This window comes from Bacillus sp. TH13, assembly GCF_016651175.1.
GTDB classification, from domain to species: Bacteria; Bacillota; Bacilli; order Bacillales; family Bacillaceae_G; genus Bacillus_A; species Bacillus_A thuringiensis_S.
On record NZ_JAEKEJ010000001.1, the window covers coordinates 146,344 to 167,433 of the forward strand.

Sequence of the window (21,090 nt, forward strand, 5' to 3'; positions counted from 1 at the left end):
AAATTATCCTTTTCCATACCGATCACACATCTTTTGTAGAGTGATAGTATCAGCATATCCCAGTTTAAGAGGTTACTTACAAAATATTTAGAATTTTTTTCGATAATCCTCCGAAATGTAATACGGACTTTAAATACTTTCATTTATAATTCTCTATTTGTCTATACTTTTCATATCGCTGTTGTATAAGCTCTTCCGAGGATAATAGTATCAATTTTTTTAGAGATGATTCGATTACAGATTCAATCATTTTTGCTTGTGATTGTATATCATTTTGTGCTCCACCTTTAATTTCAGGAATGATTTCATCAATAATTCCTAAATGTTTTAAATCTTTTGCTGAAATTTTCATATGTTCAGCAGCTTCTGGAGCATACTTAGCGTCCTTCCATAGGATAGATGCTGCTCCTTCTGGCGAAATTACCGAGTACCATGAATACTCTAACATATGGATATGGTTACCGACACTAATGCCAAGAGCTCCACCACTTGATGCCTCTCCAATTACAATACAAACAATTGGCACTTTAAGTGTAGTCATTTCAAATAGATTTCGAGCTATCGCTTCAGAAATTCCACGTTCTTCAGACCCTATCCCTGGATAGGCGCCTATTGTATCAATAAATGTAATAATAGGGCGATTAAATTTATCAGCTTGTTTCATAAGTCTTAGCGCTTTTCTATAACCTTCTGGATGTGCCATTCCAAAATTTCTTTCTATACTTTCCTTTGTATTTCTACCTCTTTGATGACCAATAACCGTAACGGGCATTCCTTTAAATTTTGCAATACCACCTATCATTGCTTTATCATCACCATATAATCGATCACCATGAATTTCGAGAAAGTTTGTAAACAATAAAGGTATATAGTCCAATGTCGTGGGTCGGTTACGTAGCCTTGCAATTTGAACTCGTTGAAAAGGTGTAATATTAGAATAAATTTTATCTTGCATTTTATTTAAACGTTTTTCTAATTCATGAATTTCTGACGATAAATCTACATTATTTTCTTTCATAATTTTCTTTAATTCATCAAATTTCTCTTTTAATTCAATAATAGGACGTTCAAAATGCAAACTCATTTTATCCTCCAAATGTTATGACTTACCTCACTCTAATCAAAAGGCTTAGAAATAGAATCAATAAATAATTCAAAACCATCCACAACTATTTTTTGTTCTGATTCTGATAAATTATTGAGAATACTTTGATAAAATGTAATGGATTGCTCTCTTAAGCAATTAACAGTTATGTGACCTTTTTCTGTGAGGTGCAGAAAAAGTTCTCTTCTATTTTTTTCATTTACTTCACGATAAATAAGCCCCTTTTTTACTAACTTATCTACCAATCTACTTACAGTTGAAGTCTCTAATCTAAGTTTATTGGATAGTTGCCAAACAGTTAATTTTTCCACCTCTAGTTCTTCTAACGCCATCATTTGAGAAGTTGGTAAAGGTTTTTCAAATGGTCCATTGGGCAAATTTTGAGATTCAAAAACCCCAGTTATTATAATCATTTTCTTGATATCTTTTCTTAGTTTTAAAGCATCTTCTCTTTTCAAAAAGGTCACCCTCCTACAACTATTGTATCATACATCAATTGTATTATACATGAATATGATTTTTTCACAAGCTTAACGTAAGCCAATATTACAACATGGACGAGATATTTCTTCTTGTTAAAATGGTATAAGTGGATTGTTTTCTACAAATAGCAGAACATCAATTATGTATCAGGGGCCTTTATGGGGTACCGCTCATCGAAATCAAGCTAAGAAAATAAAACTACCCCAAAAACGAAATTTTGTGACAACTTGTGGCGAAATTTCGTTTTTGGGGGGGAATTCTAAATTCTTAAGTTGATGGGCATGGGGATAGTACAACATTATATCTAAAAATAAGAAAAGACTTGAACGGAAATATCATTCATTTTTCTTGGTGTTCCGTATTCCATACACTTAAATAGGATGCATATTCTAATTCATCTGGATTCTCATGTAACATAGAAATGAATTCTAATTTATTTCCATCACAATCTAGAAAGTATACACTTGCAGCGGGCATCCACCTTTGGACAATTGGCTCTTGATTTCCTTTTCCTTGACTTCCTATCACTTCTATTCCACGTTCCTCTAACCACGCTTTATAAGTCATTAAAGACTCTAAATTTACACCAAAAGCAAAATGTCTCGGCTCAAAGTCTTCGATATTATTTACTTCCCATAGTCCAAGCATTTGTTGTTTATTTTCTCCGACCCAAAAGAAAGCCACTCTTCTTTTGGAGAGTTTTCTTGCTAACGTTAATCCTAGCTTGTTTTGATAGAAATTTATTGCTTTTTCTAAATTTCTTACATGTAAATGAGTTTCGTATATGTTCTGTATTATTATGATCATTCCTTTCTTTATTGGTAACTACCAATTAAATAGTGAATGTAATTCTAAAGTTGAAATATGTATAAGCCTAGTAATGTACATCTATATCCGATATACCTATTTACTATTATATTGAAATTGGAATGTGATAAATCCCACTGAGGTAGTAAGTGTTTAAATGAACACTCTACTACTTTTGTAGGAGAGGGGATATATCTATTAAATTCAGATGAAATCATATTTAAATAATGAAAAACGCTATTCTTTTCGTAAGAATAGCGTTTTTTTATGTTTTTAAGTTGGTGGCCATAGGGTAGAATTTGAAAAATGAGGATTTACAAAGCTAAGAAGTTTAACTCCACAAAAAAATCGATTTCCTGTGGAGTTAAAGGAATCGACTTTTTTATTTACCTTGATGTATTAACGCAGCTGTTAACTTAATAGTAAATAAGTATAATCCACTATTTCTCCCAAAGTTCGATCAATCGACCTTCAGGATCCTTAATCCAAATAAACTTTCCAAATTCACTGATTTCTTCTTTCTTCTCAAGAGGTACACCAATATTCTCAAGATGCTTTATAGTCTCGTTTAGATTATGTACTTCGAAATTTAACATCACTTGTTGTTCTTTTGGAAAATAATTGTCATTCTCTGTAAAGAAAGAAAAGATGGTCTCATTTCCTAACTGGGGTTTAATCACAGTTCCATTCCAATCTTCTATATCAAGTTTCAACACTTCACTGTACCATTTTTTTATAACATCAAGATTCTTAGTTCTCCAAAATATTCCTCCAAAACCTTTTATCATCGTATCTAACTCCTGTCTGTCTTTAAATATATATTAAATATATCAAAACAAAACAGTAATAGTAAGCAGAATCATCAACTTATGAATAGTAAAAATAGTAATGGTTAGTATTATAGTATTTACTACATTAACACTTTCTACAACATCATTAGCAGAACTTGAAATTTTGGGAAAGGTATAGAAATGCTCATTTTTCAACCCAAAGTTCACCTGAGCAATCCAGAACTTAAAGTGTTATAAATAATTCTTTCAATAGTAGGGGGAAATGAGAGAAGGAACGATAAAAGACCACACATGAAGTGAAACGCCACGTGTGGTCTTTTATGTATCGTCAAATATTACGAAGTCTCGCTAATTTTACTTTCACTATGAGTGTTAGTAGATATTCTTTTCTTAACTTTAAAGTGATAGTAGGTATAGCAAAAGATGATAAATGGGACAGTGCAATAGATTCCAAGTCGTTGTTCTGGGATAAAAATAAGACTGATTAATATAATGCCATACAATCCAAAACCAAGAATTGGTACGAGTGGATAAAGTGGCGTTTTAAATTTTAAGTCTTCTAATTTTCCGCCGTCTGCTAAATAATGTTTGCGGAAAAAGAATTGAGAAACACAAATTGACATCCAAACAATAATGGTAATGACTCCGGAAATTGAAATGAGCCACAAGTAAACAGTTTCAGCAGCTACTACGCTTGTCAAAAGAGAAAAAGCAGAAATAGCTATCGTCATGATTAAAGCGTTGAGAGGAATCCCACGTGATGATAATTTCTTTAAAAAGGCTGGAGCCATTTCGTTTTTTGATAAAGACCAAAGCATTCGAGTAGCAGCGTATAGTCCTGAGTTTGCAACAGAAAGAACAGCAGTAAGAATAACAAAGTTCATAATATCAGCTGCATATGGAATACCGATATTATCAAAAACAGCAACGAATGGGCTCTTTGTTAATCCAGCTTCTTCCCAAGGAATTAAAGCAACAAGAACAAAGATTGCTAAGACGAAGAAAAACATCGTGCGCCATATAATATTTCTAATAGAACGAGGTAAAGTTTTTGCTGGATCTTCACTTTCACCTGCTGCGATTCCGACAAGCTCTGTACCTTGGAAGGAATAATTGACTGTAACCATTGTTAAAAGAATAGCGGCAAGTCCATTTGGGAATAAACCACCATGATTTACGAAATTTGATAATAGCGGAGCGGGTTCGTCACCTTTTAAATCAATAAAACCGAACATAGCGGCGCCGCCAAGAATAATGAAAGCGATAATGGCAGATACTTTTATACTTGAAAACCAAAATTCTGTTTCTGCATAACTACGAGCAGATAATGCATTAATAGTGAAGATTGTAACGCCAAATATTAAACACCAAACCCAAACAGGAATATCAGGAAACCAGCGCTGCATTGTAATGCCGGCAGTTGTAAATTCAAGACCGGTCGTATTCGCCCAGCTTAACCAATACAACCATCCGATTGTAAAGCCAGTTGCAGGATTGATGAACTTAGTGGCATATTCTTGGAAAGAACCTGAAACAGGCATGGCTACAGCAAGTTCACCAAGACATAGCATAACGAAATACATTAATAATCCACCGGCCATAAAGGCAAGTACGGATCCGCCAGGTCCAGCTTGACTTATAATAAAGCCAGATCCGTTAAATAACCCCGTTCCAATCACACCACCGAGTGCAATCATGAATAAGTGTCTACTTTTCATCGTCCGTTTTAATTCATTGTTTGTATTGCTTACTTGCGCCATTGTTTTCCTCACTTTCATAGTTGATAGAATAAATTTTGATTTTTTTCCGTATTATGGAATGTATTCCGTGATGTGAAATCTCGTTATAATTTTCAGATAATTAAAAAGAAAAGTCAATAATTTTTTGTTTGCGTTTTCAATTCTTTGTTAGTGATACGTTTTTTATTGTTAGAAAATTAAATAAATAGATTGATTTCATTTTGAATGTTTGCTAAATTGATAGTTAATTAAGCATACTAACATATTACGAGTAAAGTTGAGGCGAGTTATGGTACAGTCCATTGATCGAGCGATAAGTATTATTAAATTATTGAATTCTACAAATGAAAAAGAGTATTGGGCTATTTCTGATATAGCTGATGGAACACATCTCCCGGTTAGTACAGTACATAGATTACTTAACTCTTTAATGGAGCATGGGTTAGTTACACAAATTTCAGAGACAAAACAGTACAAAATTGGACCAATGTGGATGGAAATAGGGTTACGTCAATTGGAGAAGGTAGACTACAGATCTGTTGCAAGAGAAGTGATGAAACGTTTAGCTGCTGAAGTGGAGGAAAGTGTCTATTTAAATATTCCAAACGGAACACATTCTATTATCATTGAAAGAATTGATAGTCCTTTAAAAATTCGAGTTATCGATAATCTAGGGGAACAAATTCCACTTTCAATTGGTGCCGCAAATAAAACGATGCTTGCCAATATGAAAACGAATGAAATGGAACATATTGTAGAAAATTTACTTTCTTCATTACCAGAACAAAAGCAAATTCTTCTTAATCAAATAAAGCAAATAAAAAATGAAGGATATGCTGTCAGTTATGGTGAAAAAACAGAAGGGACAGCTTCAGTAGCTGCACCTATTATCGGATTTAATCATAAAGTAGTAGGAGCATTAAGTGTTGGGTTAATTAGTCATCGTATTAATGATGATCGACTATCTTTTCTTATTAGCAAGGTAAAACAAGCGGCTCATGAAATATCAATAAAAATCGGCAGTACATCAGAACTATAATTTTGATAGCTGTCGTCATTTTTTTATTCATATACTGGAATTAGTTTTCATAATGCGGAAAAATAGGGGGATTTATATGTCAAAGTGGCAATCAAAAGAACAATTGATTCAATTATTAAGCGGTCTTGTTGAAATTCCTAGTATTACCGGTTCAGAAGCTGAAGTAATATTGCCAGACTTTGTTGTGGAACAGTTATCTGATTTACAGTACTTCAAAGAAAACCCGCATCATTTACAAAAAAATCCGACAGGGGACGGACGATATTTTGTTACAGCACTAGTAAAGAAAAGCGATAGTACAAAAAATACTGTAATTCTAGTAAGTCACTTTGATGTTGTAGATGTACAAGATTACGGAGTGTGGAAAGAAGATGCATTTAATCCTAAAAAGTTAACGTCTATGTTTTATTCTCATAAAGATGAACTTCCAGACCATGTACGTGAAGATATAGAACATGGAGAATGGCTGTTTGGTAGAGGAACAATGGATATGAAATGCGGCCTCGCATTACAAATGGCAATGATTGAACAAGCATGTGAAGGAAGATTCGATGGGAATGTTCTTTTATTGGCTGTACCAGATGAAGAAGTGAATTCTATAGGGATGAGGGCGGCTGTTCCGAGATTGTTAGATTTAGCAAGAGAGCATAACTTAGATTATAAAACGGTCTTAAACTCAGAGCCTATGTTTTCAAGACATCCTGGTGACCAAAATAAGTATATTTACACTGGCTCTATTGGTAAAGTGTTACCTGGTTTTCTTTGCTATGGAAAAGAGACACATGTAGGTGAACCTTTTGCAGGCTTAAATGGGAGTTATATGGCCTCATTAATAACAGCAGAATTAGAGTTAAACACAGACCTTTGTGACATTGTAGAAGGGGAAGCGAGTCCTCCGCCAACTAACTTACTTCAAAGGGACTTAAAAGAGGATTATTCTGTACAAATTCCGCATCGTGCAGTTACATTATTTAATTTGTTTTTATTAGAAAAATCAATGACAGATGTAGTTTCATTGTTACGTCAAAAAGTAACGAAAGTAGCAGAGAAAATAGAAGAGTCGTATGAAAAACATGCATATCGTTTTTCTAAATATAATCCATTTATACCACCTAATCTCAAAGTAAATGTATTAACTTATGAAGAGCTTATCACATATGCAATTGAGCAACATGGACAAGAAAAAATAAATCATATTCAATCTAATATTATAAAAAATAGAGAAGATAAAGATGATCGTGCGGTAACGATTGATTTAGTAGATAAATTAGCGATTTTATGTAAAGAAAAGGCACCGATGATTGTACTTTTCTTCGCTCCTCCGTACTATCCAGCTGTGAGTTCACGCAACAATCCTTTAATAAAAGAGGTAGTTGTAGAAATGGAAAAGTATGCACACTACAATCATAAGATTACATTTGAAAACCAAAATTATTTTGGGGGGATTTCAGATTTAAGCTATGTAGGCTTGCAGTATCCACTGGATTCAATGAGTTCGCTTGTAGACAATATGCCATTATGGGATAAAGGTTATTCAATTCCGCTTCAGGAATTAGAAGAGTTTGATGTTCCAGTATTAAATATGGGGCCGGTAGGAAAAGATGCACATCAATGGACAGAACGTCTAGATGTAAACTACGCATTTGAAACACTAATAGATATGTTACCGAAATGCATTGAAAAATTATTAGTTTCTAATAAAATTACACAATCATAGTAGGGAATAGGTAAGGGATAAAATAGAACCTTTAAAGAAGATTTGAATTAAATTATTTTAATATAATTAAAAAGCGAAACGGCCAAGCTCAATTTTATATGAGTTTGGCCGTTTATCATGTAGTGAATTTTTAATTAAAATTATGTGAATTCATAGCTAACGTAATCTCTTTTATAGTTTTATTTTTTAGTTTGACCAGATAGTTCAACAGACTTTTGCGTACAACGTTGCATAGCTGAAATAATCGCTGTTCGTAATCCTTTTTCCTCTAATGTTGCTACAGCTTCTATTGTCGTTCCACCAGGAGAACAAACCATATCTTTCAATTCACCTGGATGTATTCCTGTTTCTAGTACCATTTTTGCAGAGCCTAACACAGCTTGAGCAGCGAATTTATATGCTTGATTTCTTGGCATACCATCTAGTACAGCAGCATCTGCCATCGCTTCTATAATCATATATACATAAGCTGGTGAAGAACCACTTACAGATGTTACAACATCCATTAATTTTTCACTTACGATCTCTGTTTGACCAAAACTATTGAAAATGTTTAGTACATCTTCTAAATCTTTTTCTGTCACCATTTCATTAGGGCATAATGCAGACATTCCTTCTCCAACAAGAGCAGGAGTATTAGGCATTACTCTTACAACCTTTAATTTTTTATTAAAGGCATTTTCAGTACTTTCAATACTTTTCCCAGCAGCGATCGTAATGATGATAGCATCGTTTTTGATTACTTCTTTTATTTCATTAATTATTGATGCGTATAGGTCTGGTTTGATTGATAAAATTAAAATATCAGCATTTTTAGCTACTTTATTGTTGTCGGTAGTTGTAGTTAGCCCATATTTTTCACTAGCATTTTTTAAATTAGCAGTGTTTAAATCTGAACAAATAATATGATTTGAAGACACTATATTTTTGTTTATCATTCCGCCAATCATAGCCATTCCCATATTTCCGCAACCGATGAATCCAATTTGTTTATCCATAATAACTCAATCTTGCTCCTTTTATAATCAATTATATCGGTTTGATATTATTTTCTTAGAATAAGAATAACATCCCTGTGCAATATAAAGAAACATTCTAAGAGAATATATTCCTTTTTGCAACACTAAAAGATAAAAATTAATTATATTCGACATTATGTAAATATATACACTATAATTTAAGATTTTATGTTTATGAATATGAGTTAAACTTATATCATTTTGTATTTTCATTCAGTAGGGCGATAATTTCATACAAATAACTTGTGGCTCTATTTATTTTTAAAAATACCTCTTGACACCGAATCGAACTATATCGCATAATATAAAAAAATTAGATTGAAAATCGTTGAAGGGAATTAGTACATATGTCTTCTTGCGAAAGAGAGTGGAATTCACCGGCTGAAAGATTCCTCGTATAGAATATATCGAACCTATCCCTGAGTCTTAAATGAAAGTTTAGGCGTTCGCCTGCGTTATAGGCACCAAGTGGATATCTATGTATATCAATTAAGGTGGTACCGCGGAACAATGACCGTTTCGTCCTTTTTATTTTATTAAGGGCGAAGCGGTCATTTTTATTTTGCTCTTAAATACTTCAGTGCAGCATTGATGAGAATAGATATAGTTACAAAGTGAATGAAGTGTAATTTATAAAAAACTTTGATTTTAGACTTGGGGGATAAAAAAGTGAAAAAACAACGAGTTGTTGTAAAGATTGGGAGTAGTTCCTTGGCAGATAGTCACGGAGGCATCTCTACAGAACAGCTTTCAGATCACGTTGCCGCATTGGCTCGGTTGAAAGCTGATGGGCACGAGGTTGTGTTAATTACATCTGGAGCCGTCGCTGCAGGTTTTTCAGCGCTAGGATATCCTAGCAGACCTGTAACGATTAAAGGGAAACAGGCTGCAGCAGCTGTCGGACAAAGTTTGTTAATGCAGGCGTACACGGAGGAATTCCGTAAATATGGCATCGTTACTGCGCAACTTTTGTTGACGAGAAGTGATTTTTCTAGAAAAGAACAGTATAGTAATGCTTACGCTACGTTAGGAGAATTATTAAACCGTTCCGCTCTTCCAATTATTAATGAAAATGATTCCATCTCTTTAGAGGAGCTGACGTTCGGTGATAATGATATGCTGTCAGCTTTAGTAAGCGGGCTTGTTTCGGCGGATATGCTTATGATCTTTACAGATGTGAACGGGTTATATGACAAAAATCCTCAGAAAAATGCGGATGCAAAAAAATATTATTTTCTTCCTGAAGTTACGGAAGAAATTTCTTCTCTTGCAGGAGATGCTGGCTCAAAACTTGGGACTGGCGGTATGAAATCAAAAATCGATGCTGCAAAGACAGCACTCTCTCTTGGTGTGAGTGTATTTATCGGAACAGGACGTGAACAGGAAAAGTTTGTAGATGTTTTGAAGGGTAAGGGTGATGGAACGTATGTCGGTAATGCTCCTCAAAAAGAAATGAAGATGAACAAGCAATGGATTGCCTTGCATTCGCTTGTTAGCGGACAAATTGAAGTAGATGCTGGGGCAGCTACTGCCATCATTCAGCATGGTAAGAGTTTACTTCCAGCTGGTGTTACGAATGTATCAGGATTTTTCCAAGTGGGTGAAGTTGTAGAGGTTGTAACGCAACAAGGGCGCGTAATAGGAAAAGGACAATGCACATATAGTGCAGAGGAACTAAGAGATGTAAAAGGTATGCAAAGCCAAGATATTCAAGTAAGAGGCGAGAGACATAGTTATGAAGTCATCCATAGGGATCATTGGGTTTCACTTTAAAAAGGAGGAAATAAAAATGAATGAAGTGTTGGCAAAGGGGATAAAAGCAAAAGAGGTTGTTAGGGAACTTGTACTAAAATCTACAAATCAAAAAAACGAAGCACTTGCTGCAATTGCAAATCAATTAATAAGTGAAACAGCTTATATTTTAGAGGAAAACAAACGGGATATAGAAGAAGGTAAGGCAAAAGGGTTTTCTGATTCTCTCCTTGATCGCCTTATGCTGAATGAACAGCGTATTGTTGATATGACAGAAGGGATTAAGCAGCTAATTGAATTACGTGATCCTGTAGGAGAATGTGTAAGTGCATGGGAAAGGCCAAATGGACTATCTATTCAGGAAATGCGCGTACCACTTGGTGTTGTTGGGATGATTTATGAGGCAAGACCGAATGTAACAGTGGATGCTGCTACAATTTGTTTGAAAACAGGAAACGCAGTCATATTACGTGGTAGTTCTTCTGCTATTCATTCTAATAAAGCGATCGTTGCCGTTATTCACAGGGCGCTCAAACAAACAAGCTTACCTCAAGAAAGCGTCCAGCTTATAGAAGATACAACGCGAGATAGCGCAAAGCAGTTGTTTACAATGAAGGATTATCTAGACGTTCTTATTCCAAGAGGTGGCAAACAATTAATCGATACTGTTGTGAGAGAAGCGTCTGTTCCAGTACTTGAAACAGGTGCGGGAAATTGTCATATTTTCATTGATGAAACAGCGGATAAACAAATGGCATTGGATATTATTGTGAATGCAAAAACGCAGCGTCCATCTGTATGTAATGCGATTGAAACGATTGTTCTTCATGAGAAGTGGGCAGAGAAATATGGTAGCGAGTTGTTTTCTTCTTTGAAGGGTAGAGGCGTGGAGCTACGTGGTGATCAAAAAGCATTTGCAATGGATTCTTCAATTGTACTTGCTTCAGAAGAAGACTGGGGGACAGAATTTTTATCTCTTACACTAGCAGTGAAAGTGGTTTCCACTGTTGAAGAAGCGATTCATCATATAAATACGTATGGATCTATGCATTCTGAAGCAATTATTACTGAAAACGAGGAAAACGTCAGCAAGTTTTTTACTTCTGTAGATGCCGCGGCACTTTATCATAATGCATCGACTCGTTTTACAGATGGATCCGAATTTGGATTCGGAGCGGAAATTGGTATCAGTACACAAAAGTTACACGTAAGAGGACCAATGGGGCTTCCAGCATTAACTTCTACAAAATATGTGATTCGTGGAAATGGACAAATTCGAAAATAATAATAAAAGACACTCAATTGGCCTGAGTGTCTTTTATTATAAAAATTATTTACCATACAAATAGCCCAACGAGCATAGCACTTAATAAAGAAACAGCCATCCCGCTAACAAGAAGCTTCCAAACATTTTTACCGATGACTGATGATTTTTCTCCGCCAAATAATGAATTGTAAGTTCCGTAAATCATACCTACTGTACTAAAGTTAGCAAAAGAAGCTAGAAAAGTCGTTGCAACCGCAACCGTATGCGGTTGTAGCGACTTTAAGTTTGATTTTAAATCCATCATTGCAACAAATTCATTCGTCGTTATTTTGATCCCCATTAATTCAGCTACGTACATAGCATCACTGCCTGATAAACCGAGTAAAAATGCAAAAGGACTAAAGATAATGGAGAAGATTTTTTGAATTGTTAACCCCGTTACAAAAAAGCCTAAAATCCCATTTAAACATGCTGTTAAAGCTACATATCCAATTACCATGGCTAAAATAACGATAACCATATTCATCCCGACTAACATACTGTTTGAAATAGTAGAAAAGAAATCCTTTTTTTCATGTTTGGAAGGTGTGTAAACAACGTCTTCTTCTTTCGAAACTTCCACAGGATTTAATACATTGGCTAAAATTAATGCGTTAATACAGTTTAATGGGATTGCACTGAAAATATATGTTGCTGGAACCATTGATAAATAAGCACCAAGAATGGATCCGCTAACGCTACTCATACTCATAATTCCAAAAGTTAATAATCGATTTTCTTTTAAAACAGATAATTGATCACGAACAACCGCAAGTGCTTCGGTGTTTCCTAAAAACATCATTTGAATCGAAAAGAAACTTTCTAACTTTGGTAAACGAGAAATCTTTGAAATAACTGCACCTACTTTATCAATAATCCAAGTTAAGATTCCAAAATAAGAAAGAATATCAAAGAACGTGATAACAAAAATGATAGGAAGTAACGCGCTAAAGAAGAAATCAATGTGTGGACTGTCCATAGCGGAAGGAAATGCAAATCGAATTCCTTCATTCGCACATGCCAGTAGCCAACTGAAAAATGACGCAATTTTATTAATGATAATACTGCCTAGCTTTGTGCCCAACATAAACCACGTAATAAAAAGCTCCAATATGATGAGGATTACAATTGGTCTCCATTTTATATGTTTTTTATTAGGCGAACATAAGAAAACGATTAATATGACAACGAAAATCCCTAACATATTTAATATGAAATGCATGTCAACCACTCCTTGAGCTTTATTATTTGTATATAAAAAAGCTCTTATTCTTCTTAATTTAGAATGAATGTGGTTTAATTTACATTTTTGTAAATTCTAAAAGAATAGAAGGTAAAATTCGATAAAAATAGAATTTAATACATAGCAAACAAGGAGGGGATAAAAATGGAGGTCTATCACATAAAGAGTAAAAAGAGGGAAACATACAACGTTCAGGTGAAATATTCGATACTTTTCGAATGTGCACTTGGCATTGCAGCAATTACTCATAAAAGGTTAATTGATACTCTTGAAAAGACTGAAAGTGAATGGAAAGGAATTAGACAATCATTAACAGATGAGATGGAAGAACACTTACAGTTTGTAGAAGAACATAATACGTGGAAAGCATTGCTTCAGTTATTGTATGAAGAGGATTTTCAAGATTTATCGCAGTTTAATTTTAAAATTGATTTACTTTCAGAAGAAGGTTTGAAGTATATATGTTTACCGTTTTTAGGAGAGAAGTACCAAGAAAAAAGAACTTTAGCGGCAAGTGGAAACGTAACTGCAATACATGAACTAATGGAACTGACACAAGAACATCAGTTTTGCTCTATGTATATTCGTTTTATATGTGATGTTGATGTCCAAGTGCTGAAATCTCATTTAATTGCTGTTATGACAGGTTGGTATGAGAGTGTAATTAAGAAAGAGGAAGAAGAAATACTTTCTATATTAAAACGAGATTATGAAGCAAAAAATGAAATGAATAAAAAGATGAAACCGGAAGAGTTTGTCGAGTGGGCAACTGGCGGAGTGAACTATATGCCAGAGCCAAGTGTTCATCACGTACTTCTTATTCCGCAAATGACGTACAGACCGTGGAATATTGAAGCAGATATTGAAGATACGAAAGTATTTCATTATCCAGTTGCGAATGAAAGCATTCATCCTGAAGATTCGTATGAACCGAATTATTTTTTAGTTCAAAAACATAAGGCTCTTGGGGATGAAGCGAGATTGCGAATTGTAAAAATGTTGTTTGAAAAAGAACGTACTTTACAGGAAATAACGGAAAGATTGCAGCTTGGTAAATCGACAGTACACCATCATTTGAAATTGTTACGTGCAGCGAAGTTAGTTGATATACATGACGGAAAATATGTATTAAGGAAGAAAGCAGTACAGTCGTTAGCAAAAGAATTAGAAGCGTTTTTGAATAGATAATATGCAACAAGAATGTACATAAAGGGAGGAATTTAAGAGAAAAGTTGGTGAGCTATAGTGAAGAGTGTATTGAAAAATCGTTCTTTCTTTTTTATGTGGATTGGTAGTGCAATCTCAGAATTAGGAGGGGCTTTCGGAACGTTATGTAATTCAATTCTAGTATATGAATTAACAGGATCGGAAATGGCTTTAAGTAGTATGTGGCTATTATATTTCATCCCATCACTCATATTGCAATTAATAAGTGGCCCATTTATTGATAAATGGAGCCGGAAGTGGATTATGATTTGTTCACAATGGATACGAGCGTCCGTATTCTTATTACCTTTGGTGATGCTAGTTACAGGTAGTATAGAAGTTTGGCACATTTATGTTGTTCAAATTGTAGTAGGACTTATTACACCACTTTATACACCTGCAAGTCAAGCAATTACACCGAGCATTGTAGGGAAAGAACAACTTCAAGATGCAAATGCGTACATTGATGGAATGACTCGCCTTATGATGTTTCTTGCGCCAGTATTAGGCGGAGTAGTCATTCATTTGATTGGAACAGAACTTACATTATCTTTCGTATGTATTTGTCTATTTGTTAGTGGTGCTTTCTTATTTTATATAAAAGAAAATAGAACGTCGCAACCTATTCGGAAAACGTGGCTAGAACAATTTCTTCACGGTTTTACATATTTTTTCACAAAACCAATCATCGTTTGGCTCGGTATATTTCTTACTTTCGTGCAATTTGGAGTTGGGGTAACGATGGTCACAAATCTTCCTTATATAAAAGACGAGCTATCAGCGGGATATGCGGAATATGGTTATTTTATGGCCGGATTCCCACTTGGCTATGTAGTTGGATCTATACTAGTCGGAAAAGTAACATATAAAAGCCGGCGTATACTTATGCTCGGAGGATTGTTTATAGGGGGACTCACATACATTTCATTAGGATTCAATCATAGTATTATCATTGCAATAATAATTGAAGTAATAGCAGGGATTTGTATTGCATTTTTCAATGTTCATAACACGACAATATGCCAACAAACCGTCCCAAATAATATGATAGGGCAAGTATTTTCAGTGCGTTTATTTTTTATACGATCCGCTATGCCATTAGGTGTGTTAGTAGGGGGAATATTGAGTGAAATGTGGGGAGTAAGAGCGCTATATGTAATCATCGGTGCAATTATATGTGTTACATCTTTAATAGGGATGTTACTTCCATATTTCAAATTTTTAGATGAGGCGATAGAAAAGAAATCAGCATAATTCAAAAAATTAAAACTTTACAATTGAAAATAATTATCATAATCAATTATAATAGAAGAATACTAGTATTCGTATAACAAAGAGGGAGTGGGATATATGTTTATCGAAACGAAAACATTTACAGTAAAAGAAGGTACATCAAATATAGTTGTAGAACGTTTCACTGGAGAAGGTATTATTGAAAAATTTGAAGGCTTCATCGATTTAAGTGTTCTTGTGAAAAAAGTAAGACGCGGCGACGAAGAAGTTGTCGTAATGATTCGCTGGGAATCTGAAGAAGCATGGAAAAACTGGGAAACAAGTGAAGAACATTTAGCTGGACATAGAGCAGGCCGTGGTAAACCAAAACCAGATCATATTATTAATGTGGATCATGCAGTTTATTATGTAAAATCATCGAAAGCGGCTTATCAGCAGTCGTAATATATAAGTAGAGGATACATGTTGTAGAAGCAAACATGTATCCTCTTTATTATTACTGGGGGGATGTAAATGATAGGAAATCTTTCATTCATTAAAAAAATGTTCTAGGATATAGAAAAAAATATTAGACTTATAAAGCATAGTCTTAGATGGAACGCTTGAATATCTTGCCTTACATATTTAAGGGTTATGAAAATGAGTCTATATCCCTTCTGTTTAAAAGGAGATGAGTACATGAAGCTGAATCATTTAAATTTATGTGTTGATGATTTATCAGAAGCGAGACATTTCTTTGAAACATTTTTTGATTTTCAATTTTTGGAACAAAAAGGGAAAGCACTTGTAGTTATGAGTGATGAGAGTGGATTTATACTTGTGCTAAGTGATCCAAAAGCATTTAAAGGGAATAAGGAAGTTACGTATCCGGAAGCTTTTCATATTGGTTTTTTAGTGGATACTTCAAATGAAGTTGATCAAGCGTATAATCGTTTAGTAGCAGGCGGCATTGAAATAGATAAGGAACCTTATTCGATGCGAGGTAGTAGTTATGGTTTTTATTTTACAGTATTTAATGGCTTATTAATTGAAGTGTCTTGTCTTGATTATAGAGAAGGTAAGAAAGTTTCAAAGCTTAATAGTAATCACCAAGAGTAATCATTTGAAGGTGCATATTTAGCCCCTTATCCAGTTTGGAAAGGGGCTTGTTTATTTTATTACCTTATTTATCTTACTATTTGTGGATTGAGTAAAGTCTCACTTTATTTGTCTATCTGAATTTCAAATTCAAGCACAGCTTGATCTTTCCTAAACGGCATACTGAGTTCTTTAAATCGTAAGCTTATTCCAGACAAATTATCAGGAAGGACAGGAGATATAACGAATTGATGATTCATATGTCCATTGGTGCCGCCACCACCTTCTGACCAGCAATCGTATGTATCATCTATTAATAATTGGAAGAAACTATGAGGCTTATTTTCAATAAAATCTTCATCCGTGGAATCCCAATCGCTATATAAATAAACTACACTAGCATTTGCATATTGCCGAATAAAAGTTACAGTATACATGACGCCATTATGTTCATAAGTTTTAAAAACAGGTACATGTTTTTTGAAGCCAGTTGGTTCAACGCGAGGTTTAAATTCTTCTTCATCCATCATGGAAGAGAATAATGAGTTTAGATAGTCTGGATAGAATTCGTATTGCTTAGCCCATTTATAAATCGCTTCATCATGTGGAAAACCTGGGTCATCACCTGAAAGTTCTTTTCGTTCTTTTAATAGGGCGCAAATTTTTTCATCAATAGAGTATAAGCGTTCATCGTAATGATCGGTAGGACGTTCGAAAGTCATTCTTCGCATAATCATTCCTCCTTTACTTTATTTTAACAAAAAAGACAGACTAATAAATAGTCTGTCTTTTCACATTAATTCTTCACATCATCATAAAGTTCAAGTGCCTCTTTCACATTCAATCCATTTTTCACAATACCATGTATTGCTTGAATCATCGCAGCTGGGTGCTCGGATTGCCATATGTTTCGGCCCATGTCTACTCCGATAGCGCCTTCTTGCAATGCATTGTACGTAATGTTTAATGCGTCTTCAATTGAATCTAGTTTTGGGCCACCCGCGATGACGACTGGGGCAGGGCATGTGCTCGTTATTTTTTCGAATCCTTCGCAGTAATACGTTTTAATAATATCAGCACCCATTTCAACACATACGCGGGAAGCAAGTGCTAGAAAGCGAGCTTCACGTTTTTGTAATTCCTTTGCGACTGCGGTAATGCCGAGTACTGGTAGGCCGTAATCATGAGCTTCAGAAACTACATTTGCGAGATTTGTAACAGTTTGTGTTTCATAGTCTGATCCGACAAAAACAGAAACGCCAACGCCAATTGCGTTTTGCTTCACTGCTTCCTTCACAGGTGTAACAATTGTTTCATTCGCTAAATCTTTACCGACGACAGTAGCGCCACCGGATACACGCATAACCATCGGTGTGCTGCAGTTTTCAGGAATACAGGAGCTAAGTACACCGCGTGTTAAAAAGAGGGAGTCTGTATAAGGAAGTAAGTTTTTAACTGTTTCAAGTGGTTGTTCTAGCCCGTGAATTGGCCCTAAAAAGTAGCCGTGATCTATTGCTAACATAACCGCTCTACCATCAGGTAAAATTGTATTTAATCGATTTTTAAATCCCCAATTCATTCAAAATCACTCCTTCGTTAATGTTGGATTTTCCGTTTGTACAGTATCTTTATTTGGTAAATGTGGTGACTTAATAAAAACAGCTTTAAAAGGTTTGTCAGAATGGTTAATAAGATAGTGAGATTCATGAGGACGAACTTGCAGGACATCACCTTGTTTAATTGGAACTCTTTCATTATTCACATAGAAATCTATTTCACCTTCTAATGCATAAAAGACCTCTTCGCACGTCGTATGATAATGGTTTTGAAACTCCTGGCCCGGTTGAATGACAACAAGGCCAAGATCAATATTTGGACCTTGTATTAAATATTTCGGCCCGTTATCACCGAAGCGATAGGAGAAGTCATTTTCATTCGCTTTTAACATACAGTTCACTCCTTTATGTAATGTGTTACAGTGCACCAGGCGCAATCCACATATGTGAGGTGAGCCCTTTATCAGCTAAAGCGAGCTGACTGTCATATACAGTTTTCCATGTTTCATAGAACTCTTTATATAGTTCGTGATTTTCAGTGATTGGTTCAAATGTATTTTCCCACTGTACAAATTGTTCGGCAGTCTCTTCCATAGATGAATATATGCCAGCGCCAACTCCAGCAGCAATTGCAGTTCCTAAAGCAGCTGCTTCTTTCACAACGGGTACTTTTACAGGAATGCCGAGTACGTCTGATAGAATTTGTGGCCATAGTTTCCCTTTAGCGGCACCGCCAGCAAAAACAACTTCAGAAGGGAATGTACCAGTAAGATTTTCAATTAGTTTTAAGTTTCCAAGTGTAACGAAGGCCGCATTTTCTTCAATAGCACGGAACATTTCCTTTTTTCCGCATTTGTCAGCGTCTAAACTTAAATTTAAGAATGAAGGTGCGGCATGACGCCAAGAAATGTAGTTCATAACGTTTGAAAAAGTAGGGATAATACCATATGAACCGACAGGTACGTCTTTCGCTTGTTCTTCTAATAATTCATAAGCGTCTACACCGAGTTTTTCAGCGAACTTTTTTTCTTCTTGGCAAAAAGCGTCTCGAAACCAACGCATAACGAGGCCAGGGAAAAAGGCAATCGTTTCATATTGCCAAAGGTTCGGAACGACGTGACAATTTACTCGAATTGCAGCATTTGGATCCGTTGTTGACTCTGTAATATTCACTTCCTGTTGCCAAAAGCTGCCGCCGCATATTAAAGTTTGATTTGGCTTTACGACTCCAGTCCCGAGTGCTGCCATTTGAGCATCACCGCCACCAGCGACGACAGGAATCCCTTCAAGTAAACCAGTTAGTGCTGCACACTCTTTTGTAACATTACCAATTACAGTGCCAGCTTCATTTACTTTTGGTGAAAATGGCAACGTTATACCACATTCTTTAGCGACTTCGTTATCCCAATTTCTATTTTGTAAATCAAAGATTCCGGACGTACAACCGTTGGAAGGATCGATTTGCAGTACGCCGCTTAATTTATACAAAATCCAATCATTTAACATCGAAAAGGATTGAATATTGTTGTAGATGTCTGGTTCATGTTTTTTAATCCAAAGTAGACGTGGTAAAGCACCTAATGAAAAAGTTTGCCCAGATTTTCTGTATAAATCTTCTTCAAGATGTGAGCGGATTTCTTTTAGCTCACTAACTTCAGCGGATGCACGGCCATCAACATTTGCACATGCCCATATTTCTTGCCCATTTTTATCATATAAAACAAAACCTTCTCGCATACTTGTAGCGCTAATAGCTTGAATAGAAGAGGGAAGTATATTACTTTTTTGCAGAACTTCTTTCGTACACTGTTGTACAAGTTGCCAGTTTTCTTCTACATCAAAATTCATAGAACCGGGGTAACGAGGATCAGTTTTATGAACCCATTCTTTTTGACTTACTGCAATTTGATTGCCATGTAAATCAAAAAGAACAGCTCGAATGCTTCCTGTACCAGCATCGAAAGCTAATAAAGTAGACATTAAGAATCACCTTCCTTTCTTAATAAGGAGAGCGCAGTTTCTTCATCAGTAATTAATGTATGAATAAATTTCCCTTTTAAAGCCCCATAAATGGCATCTATCTTTTGAGTACCTCCAGCCACACCAATGACATGCTTCATGCTGCGAAGAATCGTAAGTGGTGTGCCAATTAGACGATTATGATGCGAGAGCTCTAATAACTCACCATTCGTATTATAAAACTGTCCTAAAATATCGCCCGCTCCGTTTTGACTTCGAATATATGTCATTTCACGTAGCGTTAATTTTTCTTCTTTTACAATCGTAGCGTCTTGAGATAACCCGCCAATACCGACAACTGCCGTATGTGCAAGTGAAGCGACATGAAGCATATCTTTCACACTTGGTTCTGATAAAATACTTTGTGCCATTTCAGTAGAAGATGCTAGAAAAGGAGTAGGAATAATATGAAGATCACCTTGCATGTAGTGTAAATAGTTTTGTTTTCTTGGAAGATAGTGGTTTACTCCGCCTGTTAGCGTTACGAATGAAAGATTAATAGAACTTTCAAAATGAATGTTTTCTAGCATTTTACTTATTGTTTCACCCCAGCCGATGCCGAGTAAATCACCTTGTTGGAGATGAGTCTCTAAATATTGTGCAGCGGCTTTTCCGAGAGAAGTAGCATAATTGTCTATTGGAGTAGGGATAATAAAGGCATCTTTCAAGTGGAACTTTTTCATTAAGTCACGTTCAATGCTCAAGCAATGCAAACCGGTTCCTTTTACGTGAAATGTAACGATACCTTCACTGCGTGCCTTATCTAATAACCGGACGACTTTATTTCTTGAAATATGAAGAAGTGAAGCAATCTCTTGTTGTGTTAATTGATCTTTATAATAGTACCAGGCTACTTTAGTTAATAAATTTTCTTCAAAGTTCAGCTGTGACATACTCTTCATCCCTTTCAACAATTGACCAATGCTTAAACATATGTGTCACATATTTTGTTTATTCCAGTTGAAACGATTAATAGTACATTGAAAAAAGTGTTCTAG

20 protein-coding genes and 1 other annotated feature are annotated in these 21,090 nt (G+C 35.2%); of the genes, 8 read left to right on the forward strand and 12 right to left on the reverse strand.

Annotation, left to right across the window (positions count from 1 at the left end; all coding sequences use genetic code 11):
- Positions 1–139: 139 nt before the first annotated feature.
- From JFU02_RS00780 to JFU02_RS00800, 5 genes are all read right to left on the reverse strand, one after another.
- Positions 140–1,084, reverse strand: coding sequence for an acetyl-CoA carboxylase carboxyltransferase subunit alpha (locus tag JFU02_RS00780; RefSeq protein WP_201069431.1), 945 nt, complete (start codon positions 1,082–1,084; stop codon positions 140–142).
- 32 nt (positions 1,085–1,116) lie between these two features.
- Positions 1,117–1,563, reverse strand: a complete 447-nt coding sequence (locus JFU02_RS00785) for a MarR family winged helix-turn-helix transcriptional regulator (protein WP_000817653.1) — start codon at positions 1,561–1,563, stop codon at positions 1,117–1,119.
- Between the two features lie 364 nt (positions 1,564–1,927).
- Complete coding sequence (locus tag JFU02_RS00790) at positions 1,928–2,386, reverse strand: VOC family protein (RefSeq protein WP_201069446.1); 459 nt, start codon at positions 2,384–2,386, stop codon at positions 1,928–1,930.
- 449 nt (positions 2,387–2,835) lie between these two features.
- A complete protein-coding gene (locus tag JFU02_RS00795) occupies positions 2,836–3,183 on the reverse strand; it encodes a VOC family protein (protein WP_016081144.1) in 348 nt (115 codons plus the stop codon).
- Between the two features lie 338 nt (positions 3,184–3,521).
- The gene (locus JFU02_RS00800; protein ID WP_016081145.1) at positions 3,522–4,946 is read right to left on the reverse strand and encodes an amino acid permease; all 1,425 of its coding nucleotides are present in this window, start codon (positions 4,944–4,946) and stop codon (positions 3,522–3,524) included.
- A 268-nt stretch (positions 4,947–5,214) separates the two neighbouring features.
- Here JFU02_RS00800 and JFU02_RS00805 point away from each other — a divergent pair, with 268 nt between their 5' ends.
- Complete coding sequence (locus JFU02_RS00805) at positions 5,215–5,964, forward strand: IclR family transcriptional regulator (RefSeq protein ID WP_000250751.1); 750 nt, start codon at positions 5,215–5,217, stop codon at positions 5,962–5,964.
- 52 nt (positions 5,965–6,016) lie between these two features.
- Positions 6,017–7,681, forward strand: a complete 1,665-nt coding sequence (locus JFU02_RS00810) for a M20/M25/M40 family metallo-hydrolase (RefSeq protein WP_003274521.1) — start codon at positions 6,017–6,019, stop codon at positions 7,679–7,681.
- 179 nt (positions 7,682–7,860) lie between these two features.
- On the opposite strand, the gene proC is transcribed toward JFU02_RS00810, so the two are convergent.
- Positions 7,861–8,679 carry a pyrroline-5-carboxylate reductase gene (proC, locus tag JFU02_RS00815; protein WP_000360722.1) on the reverse strand — a complete coding sequence of 273 codons (819 nt, stop codon included), beginning with the start codon at positions 8,677–8,679 and terminating at the stop codon, positions 7,861–7,863.
- 340 nt (positions 8,680–9,019) lie between these two features.
- Positions 9,020–9,230: a binding site (T-box leader), on the forward strand.
- Positions 9,231–9,369: 139 nt separating this feature from the next.
- Here proC and proB point away from each other — a divergent pair.
- Positions 9,370–10,473 (forward strand): glutamate 5-kinase, encoded by a 1,104-nt coding sequence (gene proB / locus JFU02_RS00820; RefSeq protein ID WP_201069432.1) that lies wholly within the window; start codon positions 9,370–9,372, stop codon positions 10,471–10,473.
- A 16-nt stretch (positions 10,474–10,489) separates the two neighbouring features.
- Positions 10,490–11,737 carry a gamma-glutamyl phosphate reductase gene (gene proA, locus JFU02_RS00825; protein WP_088022207.1) on the forward strand — a complete coding sequence of 416 codons (1,248 nt, stop codon included), beginning with the start codon at positions 10,490–10,492 and terminating at the stop codon, positions 11,735–11,737.
- A 49-nt stretch (positions 11,738–11,786) separates the two neighbouring features.
- Here the strand turns inward: proA and JFU02_RS00830 are convergent, their stop codons facing one another.
- The gene (locus tag JFU02_RS00830; RefSeq protein ID WP_000545482.1) at positions 11,787–12,980 is read right to left on the reverse strand and encodes a NupC/NupG family nucleoside CNT transporter; all 1,194 of its coding nucleotides are present in this window, start codon (positions 12,978–12,980) and stop codon (positions 11,787–11,789) included.
- A 165-nt stretch (positions 12,981–13,145) separates the two neighbouring features.
- On the opposite strand from JFU02_RS00830, the gene JFU02_RS00835 reads away from it, so the two are divergent.
- The 4 genes from JFU02_RS00835 to JFU02_RS00850 all read left to right on the forward strand — a co-directional run bounded on the left by JFU02_RS00835 (position 13,146) and on the right by JFU02_RS00850 (position 16,538).
- Complete coding sequence (locus JFU02_RS00835; RefSeq protein ID WP_201069433.1) at positions 13,146–14,189, forward strand: ArsR/SmtB family transcription factor; 1,044 nt, start codon at positions 13,146–13,148, stop codon at positions 14,187–14,189.
- 57 nt (positions 14,190–14,246) lie between these two features.
- Positions 14,247–15,461 carry an MFS transporter gene (locus JFU02_RS00840; RefSeq protein ID WP_000843810.1) on the forward strand — a complete coding sequence of 405 codons (1,215 nt, stop codon included), beginning with the start codon at positions 14,247–14,249 and terminating at the stop codon, positions 15,459–15,461.
- Positions 15,462–15,557: 96 nt separating this feature from the next.
- Positions 15,558–15,884: a heme-degrading monooxygenase HmoA gene (hmoA, locus tag JFU02_RS00845; protein WP_000469496.1), complete on the forward strand. Its 327-nt coding sequence runs from the start codon at positions 15,558–15,560 to the stop codon at positions 15,882–15,884.
- 234 nt (positions 15,885–16,118) lie between these two features.
- Positions 16,119–16,538 carry a VOC family protein gene (locus tag JFU02_RS00850; protein ID WP_000773084.1) on the forward strand — a complete coding sequence of 140 codons (420 nt, stop codon included), beginning with the start codon at positions 16,119–16,121 and terminating at the stop codon, positions 16,536–16,538.
- Positions 16,539–16,642: 104 nt separating this feature from the next.
- Here the strand turns inward: JFU02_RS00850 and JFU02_RS00855 are convergent, their stop codons facing one another.
- The 5 genes from JFU02_RS00855 to JFU02_RS00875 all read right to left on the reverse strand — a co-directional run bounded on the left by JFU02_RS00855 (position 16,643) and on the right by JFU02_RS00875 (position 21,003).
- Complete coding sequence (locus JFU02_RS00855; protein WP_201069434.1) at positions 16,643–17,248, reverse strand: hypothetical protein; 606 nt, start codon at positions 17,246–17,248, stop codon at positions 16,643–16,645.
- Between the two features lie 65 nt (positions 17,249–17,313).
- Complete coding sequence (lsrF, locus tag JFU02_RS00860; RefSeq protein WP_201069435.1) at positions 17,314–18,096, reverse strand: 3-hydroxy-5-phosphonooxypentane-2,4-dione thiolase; 783 nt, start codon at positions 18,094–18,096, stop codon at positions 17,314–17,316.
- A 6-nt stretch (positions 18,097–18,102) separates the two neighbouring features.
- Positions 18,103–18,465, reverse strand: a complete 363-nt coding sequence (locus JFU02_RS00865) for a cupin domain-containing protein (protein ID WP_000909986.1) — start codon at positions 18,463–18,465, stop codon at positions 18,103–18,105.
- A 25-nt stretch (positions 18,466–18,490) separates the two neighbouring features.
- A complete protein-coding gene (gene lsrK / locus JFU02_RS00870; RefSeq protein WP_097846446.1) occupies positions 18,491–20,053 on the reverse strand; it encodes an autoinducer-2 kinase in 1,563 nt (520 codons plus the stop codon).
- Complete coding sequence (locus tag JFU02_RS00875; protein WP_139213291.1) at positions 20,053–21,003, reverse strand: sugar-binding transcriptional regulator; 951 nt, start codon at positions 21,001–21,003, stop codon at positions 20,053–20,055. Before JFU02_RS00875 ends, lsrK begins: the two co-directional genes overlap by 1 nt.
- Positions 21,004–21,090: the final 87 nt, after the last annotated feature.

Coding starts and splice junctions, on each gene's coding strand:
- JFU02_RS00780 (WP_201069431.1), bottom strand. CDS start 1,084: ATGAGTTTGCATTTTGAACGTCCTATTATTGAATTAAAAGAGAAATTT.
- JFU02_RS00795 (WP_016081144.1), bottom strand. CDS start 3,183: ATGATAAAAGGTTTTGGAGGAATATTTTGGAGAACTAAGAATCTTGAT.
- JFU02_RS00800 (WP_016081145.1), bottom strand. CDS start 4,946: ATGGCGCAAGTAAGCAATACAAACAATGAATTAAAACGGACGATGAAA.
- JFU02_RS00805 (WP_000250751.1), top strand. CDS start 5,215: ATGGTACAGTCCATTGATCGAGCGATAAGTATTATTAAATTATTGAAT.
- JFU02_RS00810 (WP_003274521.1), top strand. CDS start 6,017: ATGCGGAAAAATAGGGGGATTTATATGTCAAAGTGGCAATCAAAAGAA.
- proC (WP_000360722.1), bottom strand. CDS start 8,679: ATGGATAAACAAATTGGATTCATCGGTTGCGGAAATATGGGAATGGCT.
- proA (WP_088022207.1), top strand. CDS start 10,490: ATGAATGAAGTGTTGGCAAAGGGGATAAAAGCAAAAGAGGTTGTTAGG.
- JFU02_RS00830 (WP_000545482.1), bottom strand. CDS start 12,980: ATGCATTTCATATTAAATATGTTAGGGATTTTCGTTGTCATATTAATC.
- JFU02_RS00835 (WP_201069433.1), top strand. CDS start 13,146: ATGGAGGTCTATCACATAAAGAGTAAAAAGAGGGAAACATACAACGTT.
- hmoA (WP_000469496.1), top strand. CDS start 15,558: ATGTTTATCGAAACGAAAACATTTACAGTAAAAGAAGGTACATCAAAT.
- JFU02_RS00850 (WP_000773084.1), top strand. CDS start 16,119: ATGAAGCTGAATCATTTAAATTTATGTGTTGATGATTTATCAGAAGCG.
- JFU02_RS00855 (WP_201069434.1), bottom strand. CDS start 17,248: ATGCGAAGAATGACTTTCGAACGTCCTACCGATCATTACGATGAACGC.
- lsrF (WP_201069435.1), bottom strand. CDS start 18,096: ATGAATTGGGGATTTAAAAATCGATTAAATACAATTTTACCTGATGGT.
- JFU02_RS00865 (WP_000909986.1), bottom strand. CDS start 18,465: ATGTTAAAAGCGAATGAAAATGACTTCTCCTATCGCTTCGGTGATAAC.
- lsrK (WP_097846446.1), bottom strand. CDS start 20,053: ATGTCTACTTTATTAGCTTTCGATGCTGGTACAGGAAGCATTCGAGCT.